Here is a 20,103-nt window from a genome sequence, read left to right as displayed (position 1 = left end):
CAGCAATTTTTGAAAAGTTTGTATGATTTGATTTTTAAAGGTGCATATCCTATGCGTTTTCATTGTAAGCGATGTTGCTAAGCCTTACCATTTGTCACTTAGATAAAAATCAAGAGAGAGTTGCGGCGCTAAGCGCCGCAACTCTCTCTTGAGTTTTGGTTTTATCCTAAACATTGATGGCTATAAGAGTTAAAGCTTTTTGATATGGAAGAGTATTTACAAGTTACTGAAGTTATCGATTGGCAGCATCCCGAAATTATTAAATGCTCCCAACAAATCGCATCGGGACACAAGACTCCAGACGCGATCGCCAAAGCTTGCTTTGAATGGGTAAGAGACAATATCTGCCACAGTTTTGACTTTCACATGAATCCTGTGACCTGTCGAGCGTCAGATGTTCTACAACATAAAACTGGTTACTGCTTCGCGAAGAGTCATTTGCTCGCCGCCCTACTACGTGCAAACCAGATTCCAGCAGGATTTTGTTATCAGCGATTAAGCATTGATGATCGAGGTGCACCATACAGTTTGCATGGTTTCAATGCCATCTACTTGCCCGAAATTGGTTGGTATCGGGTTGATGCCAGAGGCAACAAAGCGGGCGTTAACGCTCAGTTCAAACCACCTCATGAGCAATTGGCGTATAAAACTCAGTTACCCGAAGAAGCAGATTTTCAAGTAATTTTTGCCGAACCAATGCAGATAGTCATAGATGCACTGCAATCTCAAACTACATGGAATGATATGCTGCATAACTTGCCAGATATTTCACTAGATTCCGCCAAGAATTATGGTTTATTGTAAAGCTGCAATTCTAATTATGAAACCGATTGTAGAGTTTGCCACGCAGTAGGCGCGGCAAACTCTACAATCGGTTTTGAGGCAAGTCTGCTGAAGCAGGCTAAAAAACTTCTAAGCAACCCTTTACAAAGGGTGTGAGCTTTTAGTCCGTACTTGAGGGCAGGACTACTGCGATCGCTATACAAATATATAATTTTGCTCATGACCTTAAATTACCGATCGCTTCCTTCAAAATTACCCAATCCTGATGCCAAAGGCGTAATCGTTGCCCTACATGGTTGGGGCGCAAACTGTGATGATTTGATCTCGCTTGCGCCTATGGTTGGACTCGCCAATTATCAATGGATTTGTCCTGAAGCTCCATTTAACCATCCAATGCCCAATGGCAAGATGTGGTATGACCTGCAAAGTCTGGATATTGAGGGTTTAGCCAAAAGCTGTGAACTACTCAGCCAGTTTCTTGAAGATTTACCAGCAATGACGGGCATCCCTTTAGAGAAAACTTTTTTGTTAGGGTTTTCACAGGGTGGGGCAATGACCTTGGACGTAGGTTTGGCATTCCCATTAGCAGGATTAATAGCCCTGAGCGGCTACTTGCATATCACGGAAGAAGAATTGCAAGAACTTTCAGACCACTCATTCCCGCCAATTTTGATCGCTCATGGGACAGAGGATACTGTTGTTCCAATCGGTGTAGCGCGTAATACTAGGGAGGTCTTTGAGCGTTTAGGTGTAACCGTGGAATATGAAGAATATGAGATGTCCCATGAAATCCGTCCTGAAACTTGCGATCGCATCCAAGAATTTATCTTGCAACATCAAACATAAATTAAGCAAAATTTACTTAATTTATGTTTGATGTTTATAGAGACAGCAATTCTCATTATGAAAACGATTTTGGTGTTTCCAGAGCCTTTGCCAATGAAAACACCAAAATCGTTTTTGAAATCCCGCAGTAGGCGGAATTTCAAAAACGATTTTTATGATTAGAATTGCTACTTTTTTTGCTAATTACTAGTCAATTTTTGATCTGACAGTGTATTGTTAAGATCGAAATAAGCACTATATAAGGAGATATTGTATGAATCTTTCAGATGGTCAAGTTTTTACCGCTTTGATAGTCTCACTTTTTCCAGCAGTAATGGCAGCCCTATTAGGTTCTGCTCTTTCCAATTCCTAGTCATCATATCTATTTTTACAGCCTAGAGGTTGCGAATGGTTGCCAAACGAGACTTATCTCCACGTTTTTCTCCACAAGTACAAAAACAGACCCCGCGATCGCAGAGTCAGTACGGGAGAAGTGATGTCGTGAGTATGCATTCACGAAGCAGCCATTCTACCTCTGCTGAAGGTCTTACATCTGCTTTAAATGGTTCTGACAACTACAGTGAAGCAGTTGCTCAGAATGTCCAACGTAAACGAGAGCAGTATTGCCGAGCGAAAGCAACTGAAGCAATCATCGTAATTGCAGTTAATGTTGCTTTGTCCATTGCCGCGATCGCAGCGGTCACCAAATTACTTCCCTACCAATCCTCACAAAAAGATCGTCTCGATGAGATTACAACAGAGGTAAACTCAGTCGAGCAACGGGTGAACGGGTTGCGCGAAAAATTGCCCCAAACTTTAAACTCGGGGAAATCTCAAGAAATGCTATTAAGAAAGCAGGGTTGGATCAAAAATAATCAAGTGACGATTAAACTGCTCGATCCGTCTGAGGTCGCCTCACCCAATACTGATACTGATGGCGTAATGCCCACCACCACTACTGCTCAAAAGTATAACAATCGGTAAATAAATAAAAGGCGGCGCTTCACGCCGCCTTTTATTTATTGCGTTCTAACTCAATCAACCGAATTGCCAATAAAATTTCAGCTAATGTTCTTTGCCACGCATAATACCAACCAGCCCATCCATCCAAAATTCCACCTTTAAGAATCAGGCAGTAAAGCAAAATCACAATTGGCGCAATCACTTTTTGCTTGCGAAGGCGATCGCCAAAACTTAATTCACTGTTTGGTGTAGCCAATAATTTCTGAGCTTCAATTAATAAGTAACGATCTTGCGCCCAAAGCCAACGACTTAATGACTTGCGATCATCGTGATCAATATAAGCCTGAAGACCTCCAGACTTACCGTTCACTTGCAGCAATTGTGTATGCCCATCATCAATATATATAGATTTATCTTTGCGGAATAGTACTTGACGGGGTGGCAACAAGGTCGCTCTCAATGGCTTCCCAAATACACAATATCGAAATCGAACAAAATATCCATCCAGCAATTCAACTTTTTTATTCTCAATCGTTGACTGAATTTCTTCGATTAATTCTTCCGACAATACATAATCAGCATCAAGCGCAAGTACCCATTCAGAATTGACATGTTTTAAGCCATAGTTCCATTGCTCTGTATGCGTATCAAACTTACGTTGCCATACTTCTACTTGTGGATAGCCAGCCAAAATCTCTAGAGTTTCATCATCACTAAAACTATCAATTACAACAATTCTTTTTGCCCAAGTTAACCGCTCTAATGTACGTCCAATATTTGGAACTTCGTTATAAGTGAGAATTAATGGGGTAATTTGTTCTAGCATCTAAAATCTAACTTTCCATTTTTAGCCAGCTAAATAGAGCTTCAACTGTTAGCGCTAAAGGAATTATCTCTAAACTGGGTAAGCGATCGCTATTGACCATTAATATAGGTTGTTGATTGGGCTGAAATGTCAAAATACTGCGATCGCTAGGATCGAGAAACCAACCTAATTTGCAGCCATGCTGAAGACTATGCAAAATCTTGCCAATAACTTTATTTGCATTTTGATCTGGCGAGAGAATCTCAATAATCCAGTCGGGCGCAATATTAAAGTTATCTGGAATTTCTCCGTCCGCGAGAAATGGAATATTTTGCCATTCAAACACTGCAATATCTGGAACAATTGAACGACCATCAAAGGTACATCTTAGCTCTGGGAAAGCATAGGCAATTTTTTTAGCTTTTGTTATTTGATTGACAACATTGCAGATTTCGTATTGTAAAAAACTATGTTTACCTTTTGGCATAATTTTTTGAGTAATCCTATTGTTGATATATTCGCTAGCAGGTTCAGTCTCTGGCAATTGCAGAAATGCATCTAAAGTTGGAGTTTTAACAGGTGTTGCGATCATAATATTTAGTTGTTTTAGAATATTTTTAGGCTAAAGCAATAAACTCATTGACGATTGATTGATAAATTGTAACAAGTTGAGCACTGATAGATTGCCAACTATAGTTTTCAGCAATAATTTGTTGAGTTTTTAGTCTACTGAATAGATCGTTGTCAAAATTTTGAAAGAAATTTTCTAATGCTGTCACGATCACATTAATCTCTAATTTAGTGACATAGCCGATCGCTTGTTCTTTTACCATAGGTGCGATCGCAACTCCATCAGTAATTAGCACAGGCGTGCCAGCCGCAAGTGACTCCATCACAGCGATACCAAAATTCTCGGAATGAGAAGTGAGCGTAAAAAGATCCGCACCTTGGAGATAGAGATTTTTGATTTCGCCTTCTACAAAGCCCACTAGATGAGTGCGATCGCTGATGCCCTGAGTAACCAATAAATCTTGAATTTGGTTTACATAATCAGGTTCACCACTACCTGCGATTACTAAAGCAAAATTATATTCTTTTAATTTACCCAGAGACTCGATTAGATATTCCAATCCTTTTTTAGGATGAATACGTGACATAAATAGAAGGATAGGAAAGTGAGTGGGAATTTGCAGAAGTTCTCTTAGTTGAGCTTGAGCATAAGGAATTAAAGTCGGGATCTGCACTCCGTGCGGCAAAATAAAATTAGGAATATTTAGATCTAATAGATTGAATTCTTCTTGTTCTTGCTGAGTCGTGAAGTAGAGCGATTGACTATGCAATAAATTGGAACGTTCAATCACATTCAGATATGTTTGTTTGCGGAACTTACTTTGTTGCAACGACCATTTGCATAGCATTCCATGGGGCATATTTATGTAAGGAACTTTCCGAATACGGGCGATCACCATCGCGATCGTTGAAGCATAGGAAAAAAGTGCATGTACATGCACTAGATCATATTCAGCGATATGTTTCCATAGCCAAGTTGTCAGCGATCGCGAGAAGGCAAACTCACGTATAGCATTGATATTTGGTGAAAATCTGGGAAAGAAGCGAATCGGTATATTTCCATATTCTGCTAGCTGATCAGTTAGCTTGTACAGAGGCACATCTAGCAAGTCTTTGCCATTATCATTAGTGGTGGCAATTTCTGCATCCACACCTTGCGATCGCAAAGCAACTACTATTTCAATCACAGCTTGGCTTGTCCCTCCGCGTACTGATGCTACCGAAGGAATAATATGAAGGACTTTCAATCTACTACACTAGGTTGAATTGTGATGAGACCTCGCATTCCTGCTTCGGTATGACCAGCGATCGCGCAATGCAATTCGTAAGTACCAGACTTAATCGGGATAAAAGTCCATGTAGCAGTTGTATTCGGACGTAATTCTAATTCGCGAATATTGCCTTTAACTTCCACATTGCCTGCCACCACATTTTGCGTCCAGATCGCATCAGCAAAATCTTTGCTGGTGAAATAATGCTTCATCCCACTGGCGTTACTGAGTAATAACTTATAACGTTTACCAGATTCAAAAGTGAAGCGATCGGGGAAGAATTTTAGTTCATTGGCATTGTTGCTCAGACTAACCTTAACTTCGATCGCAGTTTGTTTCGTAAAATCGACTGCTGCTAATTTGTCTGGAGCTGCGATCGCCAAATTTGGACAAATCACCAAAATGCAAATCGCAAATATCCAAATGCTCAAAACTTGTCTGAAAATTTTAAAGGTGCGGCGCATATAGCTCTCTCAAAAAACAACAGAATTGTAGGACGCGGCAATTTAATTTTTGTGGCGCAGCTTCGCCGCGCCACAAAAATTAAGCCATGACCATGCCGCCATCGACATTAAATACTTGTCCAGTAATGTACGCCGCCGCAGGATCAGCCGCCAAAAATCTAACCATTCCTGCAATGTCTTCAGGTTGACCATAGCGACCAAGGGGAATAAATTTGAGAATCTCATCGGTATTCTTGAGATCTGCGGTCATATCTGTCGCAATAAATCCAGGCGCAACTGCATTCACAGTAATGCCACGGCTTGCCATTTCCTTCGCAACAGTTTTGGTAAAGCCAATTACTCCAGCTTTTGCCGCGCTGTAATTGCCTTGTCCAGGGTTACCCATTTGTCCTGCAACAGAGGCAATATTAATAATTCGTCCCGATTTCTGTTTGAGCATGACTTTTGATACGGCACGGGTGGTGAGAAATACGCCTGTCAGGTTGAGGTCGATTACAGCTTGCCAATCTTCTAGCTTCATGCGTAGCAACAACGTATCGCGAGTAATGCCCGCATTGTTAACCAAGATATCCACACGGCCCCATGTGTCGATCGCTGATTTGAGTAAGCTTTCCACCTGAGCTTCATGGGAAACATCGGCATGGAAGATGATTGCCTCGCCACCTTTGCTTTTAATCTCGGCTACAACTTCTTCCGCCGCACTAGCAGAACTAGCATAGTTCACGACAACCTTTGCACCTTCAGTCGCAAGTGCAACTGCGATCGCCCGTCCAATGCCCCTAGACGCACCTGTAACAATCGCCACCTGACCTTCTAAAAATCCCATGCTTATATTCAAAACTCCATAATCTGTTTCATAATTCTGGTCTTGCAAAACGCGACCAGAATCACAGTTTAACGATTTGAGCGTCACTTAACACATAAAAACAGGCTGTGCTATGCACAGCCTGTTTTTATGTAATTCCCTGCAAGGCTTGGATTGCTTGTTGAGTGCGCTTAATCCATTCGGCATCACGATTTTCTTCGTATAACTTCAAGGCTTCTTGGTAAGAGCGAATCGCATTGCTGACTTCCCCCTTCAGCGTATACAAAGCCCCCAGTCCAAAATGTGCCTTGGCAAAAGTGGGATTTAAAGATAGTGCCTTAAAATAGGCAGTTTGAGCTTCACCAAGTCTGCCACGATCGGCATAGGCAAGCCCCAAACTGGTATAGTCCACCCATAAATCTTCTTTACCGATCGCAATAGTTTTTTGGAAAGCATCAATCGCCTCATCACTATTGCCCTGAGCGCGTAATAAATTGCCAAGATTACTATAGGCAACTGCATTCTTGGTATCAATCGCGATCGCCTGTCGAAACGCGGTAATTGCATCAGCGTTACGGTTTTGATCAGACAAAACCCGCCCAAGATTGTTATAAGCCGCTGCATATCTAGGATTAATCGTGATCGATTTTTCATAGGCTGCGATCGCCCCTTCGAGATCGCCTTGCCGACGCAGAGCAAGCCCTAAACCATTGAAAGTGCTCGCAACCCTCGGATTGATTTCTGTACTTCGTTTAAAGGCTTCCGCCGCTTCAGGAATATTTCCCTCTCGCAATAGAGCACTACCAAGTGCCGCATAGATATCGGCATTACGGGGATCTTGTTCGGATGCTTTGCGGAAAGTCGCGATCGCCTTTTGCCGATCATCGAGTTGGTTGTATGCCAAGCCAAGATTGTAATAAACATTCGGAAAATTAGGATCAATTGTAGTTACTCGTTTATAAGCATCGATTGATCCTGCATAGTCACGCTCTTCATACAGCGAAATTCCCAGCGCAAAATGGGCTACTGCATACTGCGGAGCAAGCTCGATCGCCTTGCGATAAGATGCGATCGCCTCTTGACGATTGCCTTGGCGACGCAGGACAGTGCCTAGACCGTTATGGGCAAGAGCATATTTAGGATCAAACTCGATCGCCTTGCGAAAAGAATCGATCGCTCCCTGAATATTATTTTTGCGTTCATGAGCCAACCCCAAATTGTAATAAACAGGCGCAAGGTTAGTATCCGCTTTGCTGAGCTGCACAAACTGGTTGTAAGCATCGATTGCCCCATTGGCATCACCCTTTTGATAAAGGGCAATCCCCAAACCATAATAGGCAGGCGTATAGCTTTTATCGATTAAAATCGCTTGGCGGTGAGCTTCGATTGCACCTTGGATATCCCCCTTTTGGCGCAAAGCCACCCCCAAACCATAGTAAGCAGGAACTAACTCTGGACTCGCGGCTATCGCTTGGCGATACAAAGCAAGGGCGCGATCAAGCTGATTTTGCTCTCTTAGAGAGTTGGCACGTTCAACCAGCTTGAGTGGTGTATTGGCAAGTGGATCACTCTGAGAAATTTTTTGAGTAATCTCACTTGTAGCAGTCGATGATGTCTGAGCTAAGGCGATCGGGGCAAGAGCAGGAGCGAGACTGCATATTAGCGGAAGAAACCCTACTAGTGCGATCTTCGTCATTGCGGTTTTGATCATAGTTAATATTGCTTTTAGCTTGTTTCCGCGATCATAAAGTTATGAGTTTGTAACGCAGAAATGAGAATGAGCAGTAGATTTATAAATTAGAAGAACAAAATAGAAGAGCTAAGTCTTGATCCATCACACCACATCAATGACTTTAGCAAGGAAACCTATCAAATTGTAGATTTCAATTATTTATCGTATTTGCAATGTCATCTTAAGATGATGAGTCGAACGGCGTAAATCTCAAAACCGAACCGATAAATTTTTTAAAGTGTTGCTTCGCAACACTTTAAAAAATTTATCGGTTCGGGATTTATTTATCTACCCAAACGATTGTTCTTGCCTCTACACCATTACTTTTAAGAACACTTGCGATCGCACCGCTTACATCTCGATCCAAGCCCAAATTCCACATTGTCTGAAAATCTTGGTAGGACAAAGAATAAGTTTGGCTATTAGTATCTGTGTAATAAATTTGTTGACTTTGTGAATTAGATCCTGTCACTGCGATCCAATGCAAGTAAGGAATCGCTCCAACATAGGGAATAGTTAAACCGCCGACCCTAACTAAAGCGATCGCAGGTTTACCTGATTGCACTAGCTTAATTAACTTATTAAAGTTAGTTTGTGGAGATCTCCTGACGCGATTGCCTTCCCATCGTTGCATAACCTGTTGCAAGGTCTGCGGCGGCGTACCAGTTCGCACCTCAACCCATTGATTATTCAAAGGATTACGGAATTTTTGTGGCAAAAATAGTTTTTTGTCAGTCGCGGCTCGAACTGTTGCATAGTTAACATCATGACCGTAATAACGTAATATCCGCGCCGCCGAATTTGGTCCACAGCTCCAACTATCGTTCTGTGCGCCTGTATCGGGCAGCTGAATTGGTTCAGATGAGTCATTAGTAGCAACTAAATCCTGAGATTTATCCTGAGATTTTTTTGATACTCCATGAGGACGATTGAGCGTGGTAATCGCTGATATTGCTGGCGTGACTGTTACAGCGATCGCAACTATCGCGATCGCAAGTGTAGAATTTTTTAAAAAACCCATAAAACCTCGCATGGACTTTTCGGTATTTTTACAGCAATTTTTGAATGGCTTATCGATTGGCAGTGTCTACGCCATCTTTGCTCTTGGATACACATTAGTATTCTCGATTTTAGGAATTATTAACTTTGCTCACGGTGCTGTGTTTACGCTTGGAGCATATTTTACCTATGTACTCTGTGGCGGCGCATTTGGATTCAATGGCATACTTGCTAACCTATCCTTACCTAAAGAACTACATTTACCCTTTTTTGTTGCCATTTTCATCAGCAGTATTCTTGCAGGATTCGTAAGCATACTAATTGAGCGGATCGCTTTTCGACCTTTACGCGATCGCCAAGCCGACCCTTTACTCACCTTAGTTTCCAGTTTGGGCGTAGCTGTAGTCATCGTCAACACGATCCAATATTTTGTGGGAGCTGAGAGTTATAACTTCCCCGCCAATATTTACGGCAGCCTACCACCAGCGATAAATTTCGGCACAATCGACAAACCAATCAACATTCGCACCGTCCAAATTGTTATTTTTGGTGTATCAGGGATTATTTTAGCAATTCTCACCTATGGGATTAACTTCACCAAGCTAGGCAAAGCGATGAAAGCCGTAGCTGAAGATTCTACCACCGCTAGCCTTTTGGGCATTAATACCGATTTTTTCATTCTGCTCACCTTTTTCGTGTCAGGATTCTTGGCTGGACTAGCAGGAACTCTAGTTGGCTCCAGCGTCAGTATTGCTGGTCCCTATTTTGGCATCGGATTTGGCTTAAAAGGTCTAGCTGTAATCGTCTTGGGCGGACTAGGCAATATTCCTGGAGCCGTCGTTGGAGGGATTATCTTAGGACTAGCAGAGTCCTTTGTGCCGTCCGAACAGTCAGCATACAAAGATGCCGTAGCCTTTGCTTTACTATTTATCGTCCTACTTGTCCGCCCCCAAGGACTTCTCGGCAAAATCTTCGTCCAGAAAGTCTAGAGAAAAAGTCTAGAGAAAAAAACGGCTCTAAGCACCGCTTTTTGAGCTTAACAAGAAATGTTTTTTTCTTTTGAGTTTCATTTACTTTTATGTATTAACTAAAACTCCGTGAGAAGATAATTAGAGTCTGTATTCTACGTCACAGACATAGATTGTTTTTAGATAATTTCAAAGCTTCAAGCAAATTATTAAGCAAAAGCCTATACAGAGGATTTGGTTATGTTGCACTCACTTTATTATTCCATCAGCGCTATTCAAGACGAAGCAAGACATTTACTCGAAAGCGGACGACTCACGCGAAGTCAACCCATTCACACTCTTTGTCGTTTCTTTCGCGATCGCGAATGGTGTCAAATCGAACGAGAACTAGAAAACAATCAATACCTATTGCGCGATCGTATTTGCGATTTAGTTAGTCATGAATGTTGGCAAAGTGATTAAGTAATTACAAAATAAGGGACTAAGCCTCCACTTATTTTGTAGTGACTTGATGAAATACTGGTCTTTAGCTGCACAAAAGTTATACAATCTGACAAGGTTTAGCCTGATTGCTAACCATGTAAGCATCAATGGAGGTAATTCAAACCATTGGCGAGTCAGCAAGCGCAAAAACTGAGTCAAGGCATTAGCCTAATCAACCGCCTCAAAAAATTTGTTGACCAATCTGCTAATATGCTGAATTTAGATGAAGATGTGGCAATAGATAGGGGCATGACTCAAATTATTAAGTCGGCGGTAATGGTAATTGGTGGTGGAGAGGATAAAGTCCAAGACCGCAAAATTCTCAAAGCCTTTGTAGAAAGTTCTGGTGGCTCCCAAGCTCGCATTGCTATAATTCCGTGCGCCTCAAGAGAACCTGATATTATCGGGAGAATTTATCATGATATTTTTACTGAACTCGGTGCAAGTGTAGTTGAAGTATTAGATATTCGTGAACGTCCTCATGATGACTATCCCGAAGCCGAGGCTCTAGTAGATCGGTTTACAGGCATTTTCATGACTGGCGGTGACCAGTTGCGTTTATGTGGCTTGATTGCTGATACTCCCTTTGCAATCACGATCGCTAAGCGCATTGATCAGCATCGGATGGTTTTAGCTGGTACAAGTGCTGGTGCTGCGGCTATGGGCTATCACATGATTTCAGGAGGCAGTAGTGGCGAGTCACCTCACAAAGAACTCGTAAACATGAGTACTGGCTTAAACATACTGCCTGAAATTATTGTTGATCAGCATTTTCATAACCGTAATCGCATGGCTCGTCTAATGACTGCGATCGCGGCACATCCAGACAAAATTGGCATCGGTATCGATGAAGATACGGTGGCAATCTTTGAGCCAAATAATACTATGCGCGTTTTGGGACGTGGGACTGTCACCGTAGTCGATCCTGGTGAGGTTTCCTACAGCAATCAACTATGGGTTAGTGGTGCTGCACCTTTAACAATCCATAACTTGCGAGTACATATTCTTGCCGCAGGCTGTAAATATCACATGCTCAAGCGCATTCCCATTAGTCCATCGGTATAAAAAAAAAGGCTCGCAAAGCGAGCCTTTTTTTATTTAGTCCAATCTCCAGTCTCTGGACTATCAACAATTGATTTAAGCCCTTCTAGAGTTGAAGGCAGCGATCGCGGATCCATAAACATCACTTTGCTACTGCCACTGGAGCCAATCGTCGTACCCATCGAAATATAGTTCTGAGCTAACAAAAATTGTAGAGCCTCGTTTGCTTGAGGATTACCTTTCATAGACTGCAATAACACTTGCATAGCCTGAGATGTACCTTGAGCTTTTAACACCTGCTCTTGGCGTTCTGCTTCAGCACGTAAAATGCGGGATTGTTTCTGCCCCTCTGCTTCTAAAATGGCGGATTTTTGTGAAGCCTCAGCATTAAGTAACTGCGACTCTGCCAAGCCCTTCGCTTGGTTAACAGCAGCTTCGCGCTCACCTTCAGAATTAAGAATTGCTGCCCTTTTTCTGCGCTCCGCTGTCATTTGCATTTCCATAGCTTCCTGCACAGCTTTTGCAGGTAAGATGTCCCGCAACTCGACCCTTGTTACCTTCACGCCCCAAGGATCGGTGGCATCATCTAAATCCCGTAACAGAACTTCATTGATTTTGTTTCTGGCAGTAAAAGTTTCATCAAGCTCTAAACTACCTAGTTCGGCACGAATCTGAGTCAAGACGATATTTGCCATCGCTTGACGCAAATTTTCTACACGATAAAAGGCTTTTTCCATGTCAACTACACGCCAGTAGACTACTGCATCGGCGGTAATCGACACGTTATCGCGAGTAATACATTGTTGTGGTGGAATATCTAAAACCTGCTCTTTAATCGACCCTTTGTAGCTGACGGTATCAATAAAGGGCAAGATAAAGTGGGGGCCAGCAGGCAGTTTACGTTTGTATTTACCAAAGGAGGCAACTAATGCTTCTTCGCCTTGGTTAACTATTTTAAATGAGGAACTACCGATGCCAAAGAATACGCCCGCACCGATCGCAAAGCTAAAAAATAAGTCAATCATTTTTTTTCATCGTTGCTTTAACTCACGTTAATAATAGCGCGATAGCTATGAGATGTAGGTTAAGTAAAGGCAAAAGAAAGAAATCTGTGAATGTCCAGATCCCCAGCTTTTTTGTGAAGAGAAACAGCTATCTGTGCTGATATAGAAAAAGTCGTGGATCTTTAGATTTGACTAAACACCAAAAAACTTGCTAATGGTTTCGACAATGTGTCTTTAAGTAAAATCACTATGCTCAAAATTGTTGTCTGGATCGCGGCGACAGCGCTCGCCTTTGGTGTTGAGAAGCTCTAGAGAATCGACATCATCGAGTTTGGTGGTGTGGTCGTAGCTCCAACCTTCTAGACAAACCCCTGTCATTTGTGCGCCAGTAAAATCTGTGCCAATCACTTGGGCTTCGGTGAAGTTTACCGATTCGAGATTTGCATTACGAACACTGGCTTCGCTGAGAATGGCACGTTTAAAGTTGACTTCTTTTAAATAAGCTCCATCAAGGTTTGCGCCACGTAGGTTTAAGCCTTCGTAGGATTGGGTTTGGTTGGGTTTGCCTGTGACTAATAGTTCACGTACTTCGGGGTTAGCAAGAATTGATGTTCCTAAACGCGATCGGTCTAGCTCTTTTGCTTGCTTCCAAATGGTGCGAGTCAAGTTTGTCCTCTGCTTGCGAGAATTGCGAAAATCGCTACTTTTGAGATACGCCTTCGTAAAGTTAGCTTTAGTTAAATCTGCACCACGAAAACTTGTACCGCCGATGCTAGCAAAGCCAACAATAAACTTCAGTAATTCGTCGAACTTAGGATCGCCTTTTAAAGCTCTCCCAGAAGTATAAACACTGAGTAACACCATCACCACTGCCCCTACCCCAGCCCCTACCAATGCAAAATCAAATGACCCAGCCCCTGACCATGACACTGCCACTGCGCCGACCAATGCTCCTTGCAATATTCCTAAAAATGACCCTAACCACGCTACAAATGATCCTGCATCGGACAATGCCAAAGCCACTGAAAATACCACTACTGCAAATGCTACTACTGCCCCTGCAAATAATACTACCAAGGGATCTGCACCTGACAATGCTAAGGCAAATGCTACTAAGGCAAATGCCCATGTCATTGTACCGAAAGCCTTCACCGTAAATCCCTGTTGAACAATTGCAAAGATGATGATCATAAGAGTGATGATCATTGCTATGCCAGTGGCGATCCTAGAGCTTAGAATATAGCGAGGGGCGAAAAAAATGGTTACCCATGCACCAGTATAAGCAACAAAAATTCCTGCTAATTCCGACAGAAAGAAGGAAATAACTAACTGAAATGCCACCCATCGCTTTTGTACGCCAGTCTCAGCCTTAGAGAAATTTGCGCCGATTAAAGTCGCACCTGTAAAATTTGCGCCCCGCAGATCGGTGTCGCTAAAGTCTGAGCCTGAGAGGTCTTGCCCTCTAAAAGACCTGCCCCGCAAGTTTTGCCCAGCAAAGTTTTTCGCCGTAGAGGTCATAGCCTTAACTTCCAGAAATTTGGATTAATCTTACGATAAATAGCTGTAGGGGCATTGCATTGCCGCAGAGATTTATAAATTCTCAGATTCCAAATCTATGGGAATGCTATGCCCTAAACCTCACAGCGCAGGGACAATTTATCGGTGTAAGCGAAGAGGATTTAGCATTTGCGGATCGAGATTTTCGTGGTGAGTTTGAAAATAGTGGCGCAAATGCTAAACCCCTACAGGTGGTACATGGTGATGAAATCATTTATGGTTCGATACCTAATGTAGCTAAGCGATCGCGCAATTTTTGCACCTCCTGCTCAGCAATTTCTGCTCTCTGAGTTTGTACTTGCAAAGCAGTAAATAACTCACTGGGGATTAACAACTTTTCACCGTTATCTTGTCGATAGAAATTAATCAGAGAGCCTTCGACTTCAAGACGCAATCCTAAAACTTGACTCAAGCCATCAGCGATCGCCTCATAAACCAGCGAATCTTCTTCCTTTTCTGGCAGATTCGCTTGACGACGATAACCGCGTAATTTTTCAGGAATCCATTCACCTTTAGGATCGAAAAGCCAATATTCTAGAACTCCAATGCTTTCATAAAGCTCCCGCTTTTTCGTTTGGTCATGAGCTTGTGTACTCGCAGAAGTCATTTCAAAAATGACACTGGGAACTTGTCCCGTTTCCCAAATTTTGTAATTGTCATAGGGTTGTTGCGGAACATCAAAAATTACCATCACATCAGGCGCAACCCGCAATCTAGGAAAACCCTGCGCGTAATACAAAAACTGATCGGCAAGGACAACAGGCGATCGCTCTGCAAATTTTTCGGCTAAGTAATTGCGTAACACCGCCACCGTCGCAATAATCGCATCAGCATGAACAGAAGTCTCTGCCAAGGGTTCACCATCCTCAGAAGGATAAAATATTTCTTTTTGTATTTCTTGAATTTTTGGAACAGACTCAAGATCGGGGGCAATAATTGGTGTCATAGCTCAAACAATGCGATCGCACTGACAGCAGGGGACTTTTAAAGATATTTTTTAATTATAGCGATCGCAACAAATCGGCAATTTTGATCGCAAGCAATTTTAAAGTAGCAAATATACTTAGTTTCGATGCGATCGCTGAAAATGTTAACGTATTAAGAGAAATTTACAATTCACTAAGCCTTGTTTTTAATGGCTAATTCCTGATGGCTAAATGTGTAATTAATCGCCGTGCCGAGTTTTCTGCTAGTCATCGTTACTGGCTGCCCGAAATCCCAGACGAAGAAAATCTGGCGAAATTCGGAGCATGTACCAACTTCCCACCACACGGTCATAACTATGTTCTGTACGTTGGGATGCAAGGAGAGATTGATAACACTGGCATGGTACTTAACCTCTCAGATGTCAAGCAAACGATCGCCCGTGAAGTCACGACTCAACTAAATTTTTCCTATCTAAACCAAGCATGGGAAGAGTTTCAGCAGACTTTACCAACTACCGAAAATATTGCCCGCGTCATTTGGCAGCGACTAGAATCGTATCTGCCATTGGTCAATATTCGCTTATACGAACAACCTGAACTCTGGGCTGATTACAAAGGTAACGACATGCAAGCATATTTAACGATTAGCACTCACTTTTCCGCCGCTCATCGCCTCGCACTGGATAATCTCTCTCTCGAAGAAAACACTGCAATCTATGGCAAATGCGCTCGTGTACATGGGCATGGACATAATTACCATTTAGAAGTCTCTATTGCAGGCGAAATTGACCCACGCACAGGCATGATTGCGGATCTAAGTGATTTTCAAAAAGCTTTAGACCTACATATCCTTGATCCAATGGATCATACTTTCTTGAATAAAGATATTCCTTACTTCGCAGAAGTTGTCCCAACTGCGGAAAATATTGCAGTCTATGTTCAAAAAGTTTTGACTCAGCCAATTCGCGACATCGGCGCAAAGTTGCACAGTATTAAGTTGATTGAAAGCCCGAATAACTCCTGTGAAGTTTACGGCGAATATCAACTTTCTGGCATAGAGCATTCACTAGAAGAAGCTTTAGCCAAGGTTGGCTAGTGCCAAAATCAAGATAGGCGGCTTTGCGCCGCCTATCCGAGAATCAAGAACAGATGATTGCCAAGCTAAAGCCAACCGCACAGGATGCAGTTCTCGGAGGTCAAGTACCACCGCCTTTTGGTGCTGTGGTGCTAGGCGGTTTGGACGGTGTAAAAAGAAGATTGAGCAGTCCCGCGATCGCACCCAGAATTGCCGCTCTTAAAGAAGCCCTCAACTATGGCGAAACAGGTTTGAACTTGGTTTTACGAGGTTTAGAGGATGAATCGCTCAAAGTACAGCGCACGGCTCTTTTATTACTTTGGCGAAGACCTGAATCTCATATCCGTCAAGTATTAGCCGAATATAGTCAATATCACCTATTTGATATCGTCGATACTTTGCAAGGTCATGCCGAGGCGATCGCTTCTCTTGCTTTGTCAGCCAATGGCAGGATTTTATATAGTGCTGGTGCAGACTGCACCATCAAGGTTTGGGACTTAGGGAAAGACAGAACTCAACATAAGCAGATTGGCACTATTCGCGGACACAACCATATTGTTACTTCCATTGCCCTTAGTGCTAATGGCAGGATATTAGTCAGTGGCAGTCGCGATAAAACTATTAAACTCTGGGATGCGCGATCAGGTAAAGAACTACTAACGCTTACGGGGCATATCGGCTATGTCAACTCTGTAGCAATTACGCCCAACGGCAGAACTTTAGTGACAGGTAGTCAAGACACCACGATTAAGCTTTGGGATATTAAAACAGGTACAGAAATTCGCACTCTGCGAGGTCATACAAGCCTAGTCGATTCCGTTGCTCTAAGTCCTGATGGTAAGGCGATCGCGAGTTGCAGTTGGGACACAACTATTCGCGTATGGGACTTAATTTCTGGCAAACAACGCTGGGAATTTATCGGACATTCAGCGCGAGTTCTCTCCTTTGCAATTAGTCCTGATGGACGCACCCTTGTCAGTGGTGGTCTCGATACTCGCATTAAGGTGTGGGATTTGCAAACGGGTAGAGCGATTCGTACCTTAGAAGGACATTGGGGTTGGGTGAAGTCGCTGACGATTAGTCGAGATGGCAAAACTTTGATTAGTGCCAGTTATAAAGAAATTCGAGTTTGGAACTTAGAAACAGGCGAACCAATTCAAGTTCTCAATGGACATATCAATCTGATCAATGCGATCGCCCTCAGTCAAGATGGACAGACTCTAGTCAGTGGCGGCGAAGATTGCAATATTCATATATGGAGTGTTCCATAATCGAGAAAATTTTTTTGCTTCACAAAAAAATTTTCTCGATTAGCTACTGCGTAATCGTTGAATTTGGCGATCGCTCTGTTGCGCCCATTGAGTATTTTTTTGCTGATTAAAATAAGCTTGTGCTTGAATAAAAGATTGAATTGCGTCTTGCTTTTTCCCAGCCCTTACCTGAGCGACACCAAGCGTATAATAAGCTTCAGCATAGTCTTTACGGAATTGCAAAGCATTACGCAATTGCCCGATCGCATTTTCTGTTTGACCTTGAATTAATAAAGCCGCCCCCAAATTGTAATAAGCCTCTGCATATTCGGGATTCAGTTGCAGAGCTTTGGCATAGTGAGAGATCGCCTTTTGAATATCACCCTGAGTTTGAATTAATAGACCTAAGTTATAAATTGTTTCAGGCGCTTGGGGATTTAGCTTTAGGGCTTGATTGAGATTGGCGATCGCCTTGTTGATATCCTTTTTTTCTTTAAATGCTAAACCAAGATTGTAATAGGCAACTGAAAGTTTAGGGTCAAGACTAACGGCTTTCTGTAAATTTGGTATTGCTTGGTTAGGATCGCCCGACTGCAACTGGGCTGCACCTAAATTACTGTAGGCGATCGCAAACTTTGGCTCAAGTCTGGTAGCCCGTTGAAAAGAATGAATAGCCTCTTTGAGCTTGCCTCCCTGCGCATAAGCCAGACCAAGATTGTAATGAGCAGCTGTGAGTTCAGGGTTTTTCTTGATCGCTGCCCGAAATATAACCTCAGCCCCTTCCAAGTTCCCCAAACGCACATAGGCATTACCACGTTCCAAAAGCTGATCAGCAGTTTCATTAGGTGGAACAACAATCTGCTGCTGAATCTGAACTTTTTGAGGTGGTTTTTCACGCAGCTGCGCGATCGCAACATCTGCATAACTCACACCAACTACTAAGACCGACGCAAAAACTCCCAAAACTGGTTTCATAATCTTTTCTGGTCTGAATTCTTGATAAAGAATGTTAAATTGAGAAAGCTAAATTTGAGTAAGAAATTAGCGATCGCTATTAAGCCCAAAGCTTCATAAATAAGCTTCACAAATACAAGCACTGTAAACATGATTCTTGTTATCGACAATTACGACAGCTTTACCTATAACCTTGTACAGTACCTTGGGGAATTATTACCCGAATTCCCTACATTAGGCGAAATTATAGTTAAACGAAATGACGAAATAAGCATCGAAGAAGTTAAACAGCTTCAACCCGCAGGAGTCGTAATTTCACCAGGACCTGGTCGCCCTGAAGAGGCAGGGGTATCCTTAGATATTATTCGGGAAATGGACGCAAATACTCCGATATTGGGCGTATGTCTCGGCCATCAGAGTATGGGTTTGATGTATGGTGGAAAAGTTGTCTCCGCACCTTACTTAATGCATGGCAAGACATCACAAATTTATCATACTGGAGTCGGTATTTTGGCAGGTCTAGCCAATCCATTCACTGCAACTCGTTACCACAGTTTGGTTATTGATCGTCACAACTGTCCAGATGTACTTGAAGTTACAGCATGGACTGAAGATGACATAATCATGGGAGTCCGACACAAACAATATCCTCACGTTCAAGGCGTACAATTCCATCCTGAAAGCATCTTAACTGAGGCAGGCAAAGACTTGCTGCGAAACTTCCTAAAAGGATTAAGCGTCATAGTCTAATACTTTAAGTACCGTTGTAAAACATTCTCCACATAACCCAAAACAATCAATTAACTAAACAACATGCGCCGCAGACAAATTCTTCGACTCGCTCAAGGTGGACTAATATCAGCATTTACCGCAGGAATCATCGCTGATGCAGCTAATTCACAAACGAATTCAACCCTAAGACTTCAGTGGATGGGGCATCTGTCATTTTTGATATCAGGAGATAATGTCAGTTTTTTAACACATCCTTTTCGTCCTGCTGGTTGTACTGCCAAATTGACTTCTCCTACAGCAAAATCTGACTATATTTTGATTAGTTCTCGGCTGCTTGACGAAGGATATTTGGAGAACCTCCCCAAAGATACGCGAGTTTTGTCTGAGCCAGGTTCTTATAACCTGAAGGGGATTAATCTGCAAGGCATTACAATGGATCACGATCGCATTGGTGGTCGCAGATTTGGGCGCAATGTGGCATGGCGCTGGAAGCAATCGGGTATTTTTATCGTGCATTTAGGCGGAGCAGCAGCTCCTATCACTGCCTCTCAAAGAATTTTAATGGGTCGTCCCGATGTTTTGATTTTGCCGATTGGCGGTAATACTCAAGGTACAGATCCGATGCAACTAAAAGCTTATTCTCCTGCCGAAGCTAGAGCGATCGTGCAAGAGCTTAATCCACGAATTGTCATCCCTACCTATTACCGTACCGATAAATCTAGCAATTCTTGCCAATTAGCATCCGTAGATGAGTTTCTTGCACTCATGCCCCCCGATAGTGTGCGTAAACTTGAAGGCTCAACTATAGAGCTGAATGCGGGTAGCTTGCCTCAAACCACTGTAGTGCGGGTTTTAAAAGCTTAAAAAATAAAAAAGGGGACGCAAAGCGCCCCCTT

Annotated in this window: 22 protein-coding genes; 11 read left to right on the top strand and 11 right to left on the bottom strand. The window is 42.6% G+C overall.

Features of this window, described 5'->3' with window-relative positions; translation table 11 throughout:
• Window positions 1–204: 204 nt before the first annotated feature.
• The 4 genes from CQ839_RS05910 (at window position 205) to CQ839_RS05895 (ending at window position 2,592) form a co-directional block, all read left to right on the top strand.
• A complete protein-coding gene (locus CQ839_RS05910; RefSeq protein ID WP_103667342.1) occupies window positions 205–804 on the top strand; it encodes a transglutaminase family protein in 600 nt (199 codons plus the stop codon).
• Window positions 805–1,002: 198 nt separating this feature from the next.
• Window positions 1,003–1,629, top strand: a complete 627-nt coding sequence (locus tag CQ839_RS05905; protein WP_103667341.1) for an alpha/beta hydrolase — start codon at window positions 1,003–1,005, stop codon at window positions 1,627–1,629.
• A 253-nt stretch (window positions 1,630–1,882) separates the two neighbouring features.
• Window positions 1,883–1,981, top strand: a complete 99-nt coding sequence (psaM, locus tag CQ839_RS05900; RefSeq protein WP_103667340.1) for a photosystem I reaction center subunit XII — start codon at window positions 1,883–1,885, stop codon at window positions 1,979–1,981.
• Window positions 1,982–2,016: 35 nt separating this feature from the next.
• Window positions 2,017–2,592, top strand: coding sequence for a hypothetical protein (locus CQ839_RS05895; protein WP_146048703.1), 576 nt, complete (start codon window positions 2,017–2,019; stop codon window positions 2,590–2,592).
• A gap of 31 nt (window positions 2,593–2,623) precedes the next feature.
• Here CQ839_RS05895 and CQ839_RS05890 read toward each other — a convergent pair whose 3' ends face one another.
• The 7 genes from CQ839_RS05890 to CQ839_RS05860 form a co-directional block, all read right to left on the bottom strand.
• Entirely contained in the window at window positions 2,624–3,397 is a 774-nt protein-coding gene (locus CQ839_RS05890; protein WP_103667338.1) for a glycosyltransferase family 2 protein, read from the bottom strand.
• Between the two features lie 7 nt (window positions 3,398–3,404).
• Entirely contained in the window at window positions 3,405–3,968 is a 564-nt protein-coding gene (locus CQ839_RS05885) for a Uma2 family endonuclease (RefSeq protein WP_103667337.1), read from the bottom strand.
• A 25-nt stretch (window positions 3,969–3,993) separates the two neighbouring features.
• Window positions 3,994–5,193 (bottom strand): glycosyltransferase, encoded by a 1,200-nt coding sequence (locus CQ839_RS05880; protein ID WP_103667336.1) that lies wholly within the window; start codon window positions 5,191–5,193, stop codon window positions 3,994–3,996.
• On the bottom strand, window positions 5,190–5,681 hold the full coding sequence (locus CQ839_RS05875; protein WP_103667335.1) for a plastocyanin/azurin family copper-binding protein: 492 nt from the start codon (window positions 5,679–5,681) through the stop codon (window positions 5,190–5,192). The genes CQ839_RS05880 and CQ839_RS05875 overlap by 4 nt, the downstream gene beginning before the upstream one ends.
• Before the next feature lie 79 nt (window positions 5,682–5,760).
• Window positions 5,761–6,507 (bottom strand): 3-oxoacyl-[acyl-carrier-protein] reductase, encoded by a 747-nt coding sequence (fabG, locus tag CQ839_RS05870; RefSeq protein WP_103667408.1) that lies wholly within the window; start codon window positions 6,505–6,507, stop codon window positions 5,761–5,763.
• Between the two features lie 127 nt (window positions 6,508–6,634).
• Window positions 6,635–8,197: a tetratricopeptide repeat protein gene (locus CQ839_RS05865; protein WP_103667334.1), complete on the bottom strand. Its 1,563-nt coding sequence runs from the start codon at window positions 8,195–8,197 to the stop codon at window positions 6,635–6,637.
• A gap of 301 nt (window positions 8,198–8,498) precedes the next feature.
• Window positions 8,499–9,239 (bottom strand): C39 family peptidase, encoded by a 741-nt coding sequence (locus CQ839_RS05860; RefSeq protein WP_181016120.1) that lies wholly within the window; start codon window positions 9,237–9,239, stop codon window positions 8,499–8,501.
• 10 nt (window positions 9,240–9,249) lie between these two features.
• On the opposite strand from CQ839_RS05860, the gene CQ839_RS05855 reads away from it, so the two are divergent.
• The 3 genes from CQ839_RS05855 (at window position 9,250) to CQ839_RS05845 (ending at window position 11,733) form a co-directional block, all read left to right on the top strand.
• Window positions 9,250–10,206 carry a branched-chain amino acid ABC transporter permease gene (locus CQ839_RS05855; protein ID WP_103667332.1) on the top strand — a complete coding sequence of 319 codons (957 nt, stop codon included), beginning with the start codon at window positions 9,250–9,252 and terminating at the stop codon, window positions 10,204–10,206.
• Between the two features lie 219 nt (window positions 10,207–10,425).
• On the top strand, window positions 10,426–10,647 hold the full coding sequence (locus tag CQ839_RS05850; RefSeq protein WP_103667331.1) for a DUF4327 family protein: 222 nt from the start codon (window positions 10,426–10,428) through the stop codon (window positions 10,645–10,647).
• Between the two features lie 147 nt (window positions 10,648–10,794).
• Window positions 10,795–11,733 (top strand): cyanophycinase, encoded by a 939-nt coding sequence (locus tag CQ839_RS05845; RefSeq protein WP_181016119.1) that lies wholly within the window; start codon window positions 10,795–10,797, stop codon window positions 11,731–11,733.
• Between the two features lie 29 nt (window positions 11,734–11,762).
• Here the strand turns inward: CQ839_RS05845 and CQ839_RS05840 are convergent, their stop codons facing one another.
• The 3 genes from CQ839_RS05840 to CQ839_RS05830 form a co-directional block, all read right to left on the bottom strand.
• Window positions 11,763–12,734, bottom strand: a complete 972-nt coding sequence (locus tag CQ839_RS05840) for an SPFH domain-containing protein (RefSeq protein WP_181016118.1) — start codon at window positions 12,732–12,734, stop codon at window positions 11,763–11,765.
• 213 nt (window positions 12,735–12,947) lie between these two features.
• Window positions 12,948–14,231 (bottom strand): pentapeptide repeat-containing protein, encoded by a 1,284-nt coding sequence (locus tag CQ839_RS05835; protein WP_103667330.1) that lies wholly within the window; start codon window positions 14,229–14,231, stop codon window positions 12,948–12,950.
• 253 nt (window positions 14,232–14,484) lie between these two features.
• Window positions 14,485–15,216, bottom strand: coding sequence for a Uma2 family endonuclease (locus tag CQ839_RS05830; RefSeq protein ID WP_103667329.1), 732 nt, complete (start codon window positions 15,214–15,216; stop codon window positions 14,485–14,487).
• 203 nt (window positions 15,217–15,419) lie between these two features.
• Here CQ839_RS05830 and CQ839_RS05825 point away from each other — a divergent pair, with 203 nt between their 5' ends.
• The gene (locus CQ839_RS05825) at window positions 15,420–16,292 is read left to right on the top strand and encodes a 6-carboxytetrahydropterin synthase (RefSeq protein WP_103667328.1); all 873 of its coding nucleotides are present in this window, start codon (window positions 15,420–15,422) and stop codon (window positions 16,290–16,292) included.
• Window positions 16,293–16,345: 53 nt separating this feature from the next.
• A complete protein-coding gene (locus tag CQ839_RS05820; protein WP_103667327.1) occupies window positions 16,346–17,542 on the top strand; it encodes a WD40 repeat domain-containing protein in 1,197 nt (398 codons plus the stop codon).
• A gap of 39 nt (window positions 17,543–17,581) precedes the next feature.
• Here CQ839_RS05820 and CQ839_RS05815 read toward each other — a convergent pair whose 3' ends face one another.
• Entirely contained in the window at window positions 17,582–18,496 is a 915-nt protein-coding gene (locus CQ839_RS05815) for a lipopolysaccharide assembly protein LapB (RefSeq protein ID WP_103667326.1), read from the bottom strand.
• A 129-nt stretch (window positions 18,497–18,625) separates the two neighbouring features.
• Between CQ839_RS05815 and CQ839_RS05810 the strand changes: the two genes are divergently transcribed.
• Both CQ839_RS05810 and CQ839_RS05805 read left to right on the top strand, forming a co-directional pair.
• Window positions 18,626–19,225, top strand: coding sequence for an aminodeoxychorismate/anthranilate synthase component II (locus tag CQ839_RS05810; RefSeq protein WP_103667325.1), 600 nt, complete (start codon window positions 18,626–18,628; stop codon window positions 19,223–19,225).
• A 63-nt stretch (window positions 19,226–19,288) separates the two neighbouring features.
• The gene (locus CQ839_RS05805) at window positions 19,289–20,071 is read left to right on the top strand and encodes an MBL fold metallo-hydrolase (RefSeq protein WP_103667324.1); all 783 of its coding nucleotides are present in this window, start codon (window positions 19,289–19,291) and stop codon (window positions 20,069–20,071) included.
• Window positions 20,072–20,103: the final 32 nt, after the last annotated feature.

This window comes from Pseudanabaena sp. BC1403, assembly GCF_002914585.1.
Taxonomy (GTDB): Bacteria; Cyanobacteriota; Cyanobacteriia; order Pseudanabaenales; family Pseudanabaenaceae; genus Pseudanabaena.
The sequence above is the reverse complement of the archived record's forward strand: the minus strand, read 5'-3'. Positions and strand labels throughout refer to the sequence as shown.

Bases quoted from the DNA above. Each gene is read 5' to 3' on its own strand.
- CQ839_RS05825 (WP_103667328.1), top strand. From the start codon at position 15,420: ATGGCTAAATGTGTAATTAATCGCCGTGCCGAGTTTTCTGCTAGTCAT.
- CQ839_RS05865 (WP_103667334.1), bottom strand. From the start codon at position 8,197: ATGATCAAAACCGCAATGACGAAGATCGCACTAGTAGGGTTTCTTCCG.
- CQ839_RS05805 (WP_103667324.1), top strand. From the start codon at position 19,289: ATGCGCCGCAGACAAATTCTTCGACTCGCTCAAGGTGGACTAATATCA.
- CQ839_RS05890 (WP_103667338.1), bottom strand. From the start codon at position 3,397: ATGCTAGAACAAATTACCCCATTAATTCTCACTTATAACGAAGTTCCA.
- psaM (WP_103667340.1), top strand. From the start codon at position 1,883: ATGAATCTTTCAGATGGTCAAGTTTTTACCGCTTTGATAGTCTCACTT.
- CQ839_RS05910 (WP_103667342.1), top strand. From the start codon at position 205: ATGGAAGAGTATTTACAAGTTACTGAAGTTATCGATTGGCAGCATCCC.
- CQ839_RS05810 (WP_103667325.1), top strand. From the start codon at position 18,626: ATGATTCTTGTTATCGACAATTACGACAGCTTTACCTATAACCTTGTA.
- CQ839_RS05860 (WP_181016120.1), bottom strand. From the start codon at position 9,239: ATGGGTTTTTTAAAAAATTCTACACTTGCGATCGCGATAGTTGCGATC.
- CQ839_RS05820 (WP_103667327.1), top strand. From the start codon at position 16,346: ATGATTGCCAAGCTAAAGCCAACCGCACAGGATGCAGTTCTCGGAGGT.
- fabG (WP_103667408.1), bottom strand. From the start codon at position 6,507: ATGGGATTTTTAGAAGGTCAGGTGGCGATTGTTACAGGTGCGTCTAGG.
- CQ839_RS05850 (WP_103667331.1), top strand. From the start codon at position 10,426: ATGTTGCACTCACTTTATTATTCCATCAGCGCTATTCAAGACGAAGCA.
- CQ839_RS05895 (WP_146048703.1), top strand. From the start codon at position 2,017: ATGGTTGCCAAACGAGACTTATCTCCACGTTTTTCTCCACAAGTACAA.
- CQ839_RS05875 (WP_103667335.1), bottom strand. From the start codon at position 5,681: ATGCGCCGCACCTTTAAAATTTTCAGACAAGTTTTGAGCATTTGGATA.
- CQ839_RS05830 (WP_103667329.1), bottom strand. From the start codon at position 15,216: ATGACACCAATTATTGCCCCCGATCTTGAGTCTGTTCCAAAAATTCAA.
- CQ839_RS05840 (WP_181016118.1), bottom strand. From the start codon at position 12,734: ATGATTGACTTATTTTTTAGCTTTGCGATCGGTGCGGGCGTATTCTTT.
- CQ839_RS05905 (WP_103667341.1), top strand. From the start codon at position 1,003: ATGACCTTAAATTACCGATCGCTTCCTTCAAAATTACCCAATCCTGAT.
- CQ839_RS05835 (WP_103667330.1), bottom strand. From the start codon at position 14,231: ATGACCTCTACGGCGAAAAACTTTGCTGGGCAAAACTTGCGGGGCAGG.
- CQ839_RS05855 (WP_103667332.1), top strand. From the start codon at position 9,250: ATGGACTTTTCGGTATTTTTACAGCAATTTTTGAATGGCTTATCGATT.
- CQ839_RS05815 (WP_103667326.1), bottom strand. From the start codon at position 18,496: ATGAAACCAGTTTTGGGAGTTTTTGCGTCGGTCTTAGTAGTTGGTGTG.
- CQ839_RS05885 (WP_103667337.1), bottom strand. From the start codon at position 3,968: ATGATCGCAACACCTGTTAAAACTCCAACTTTAGATGCATTTCTGCAA.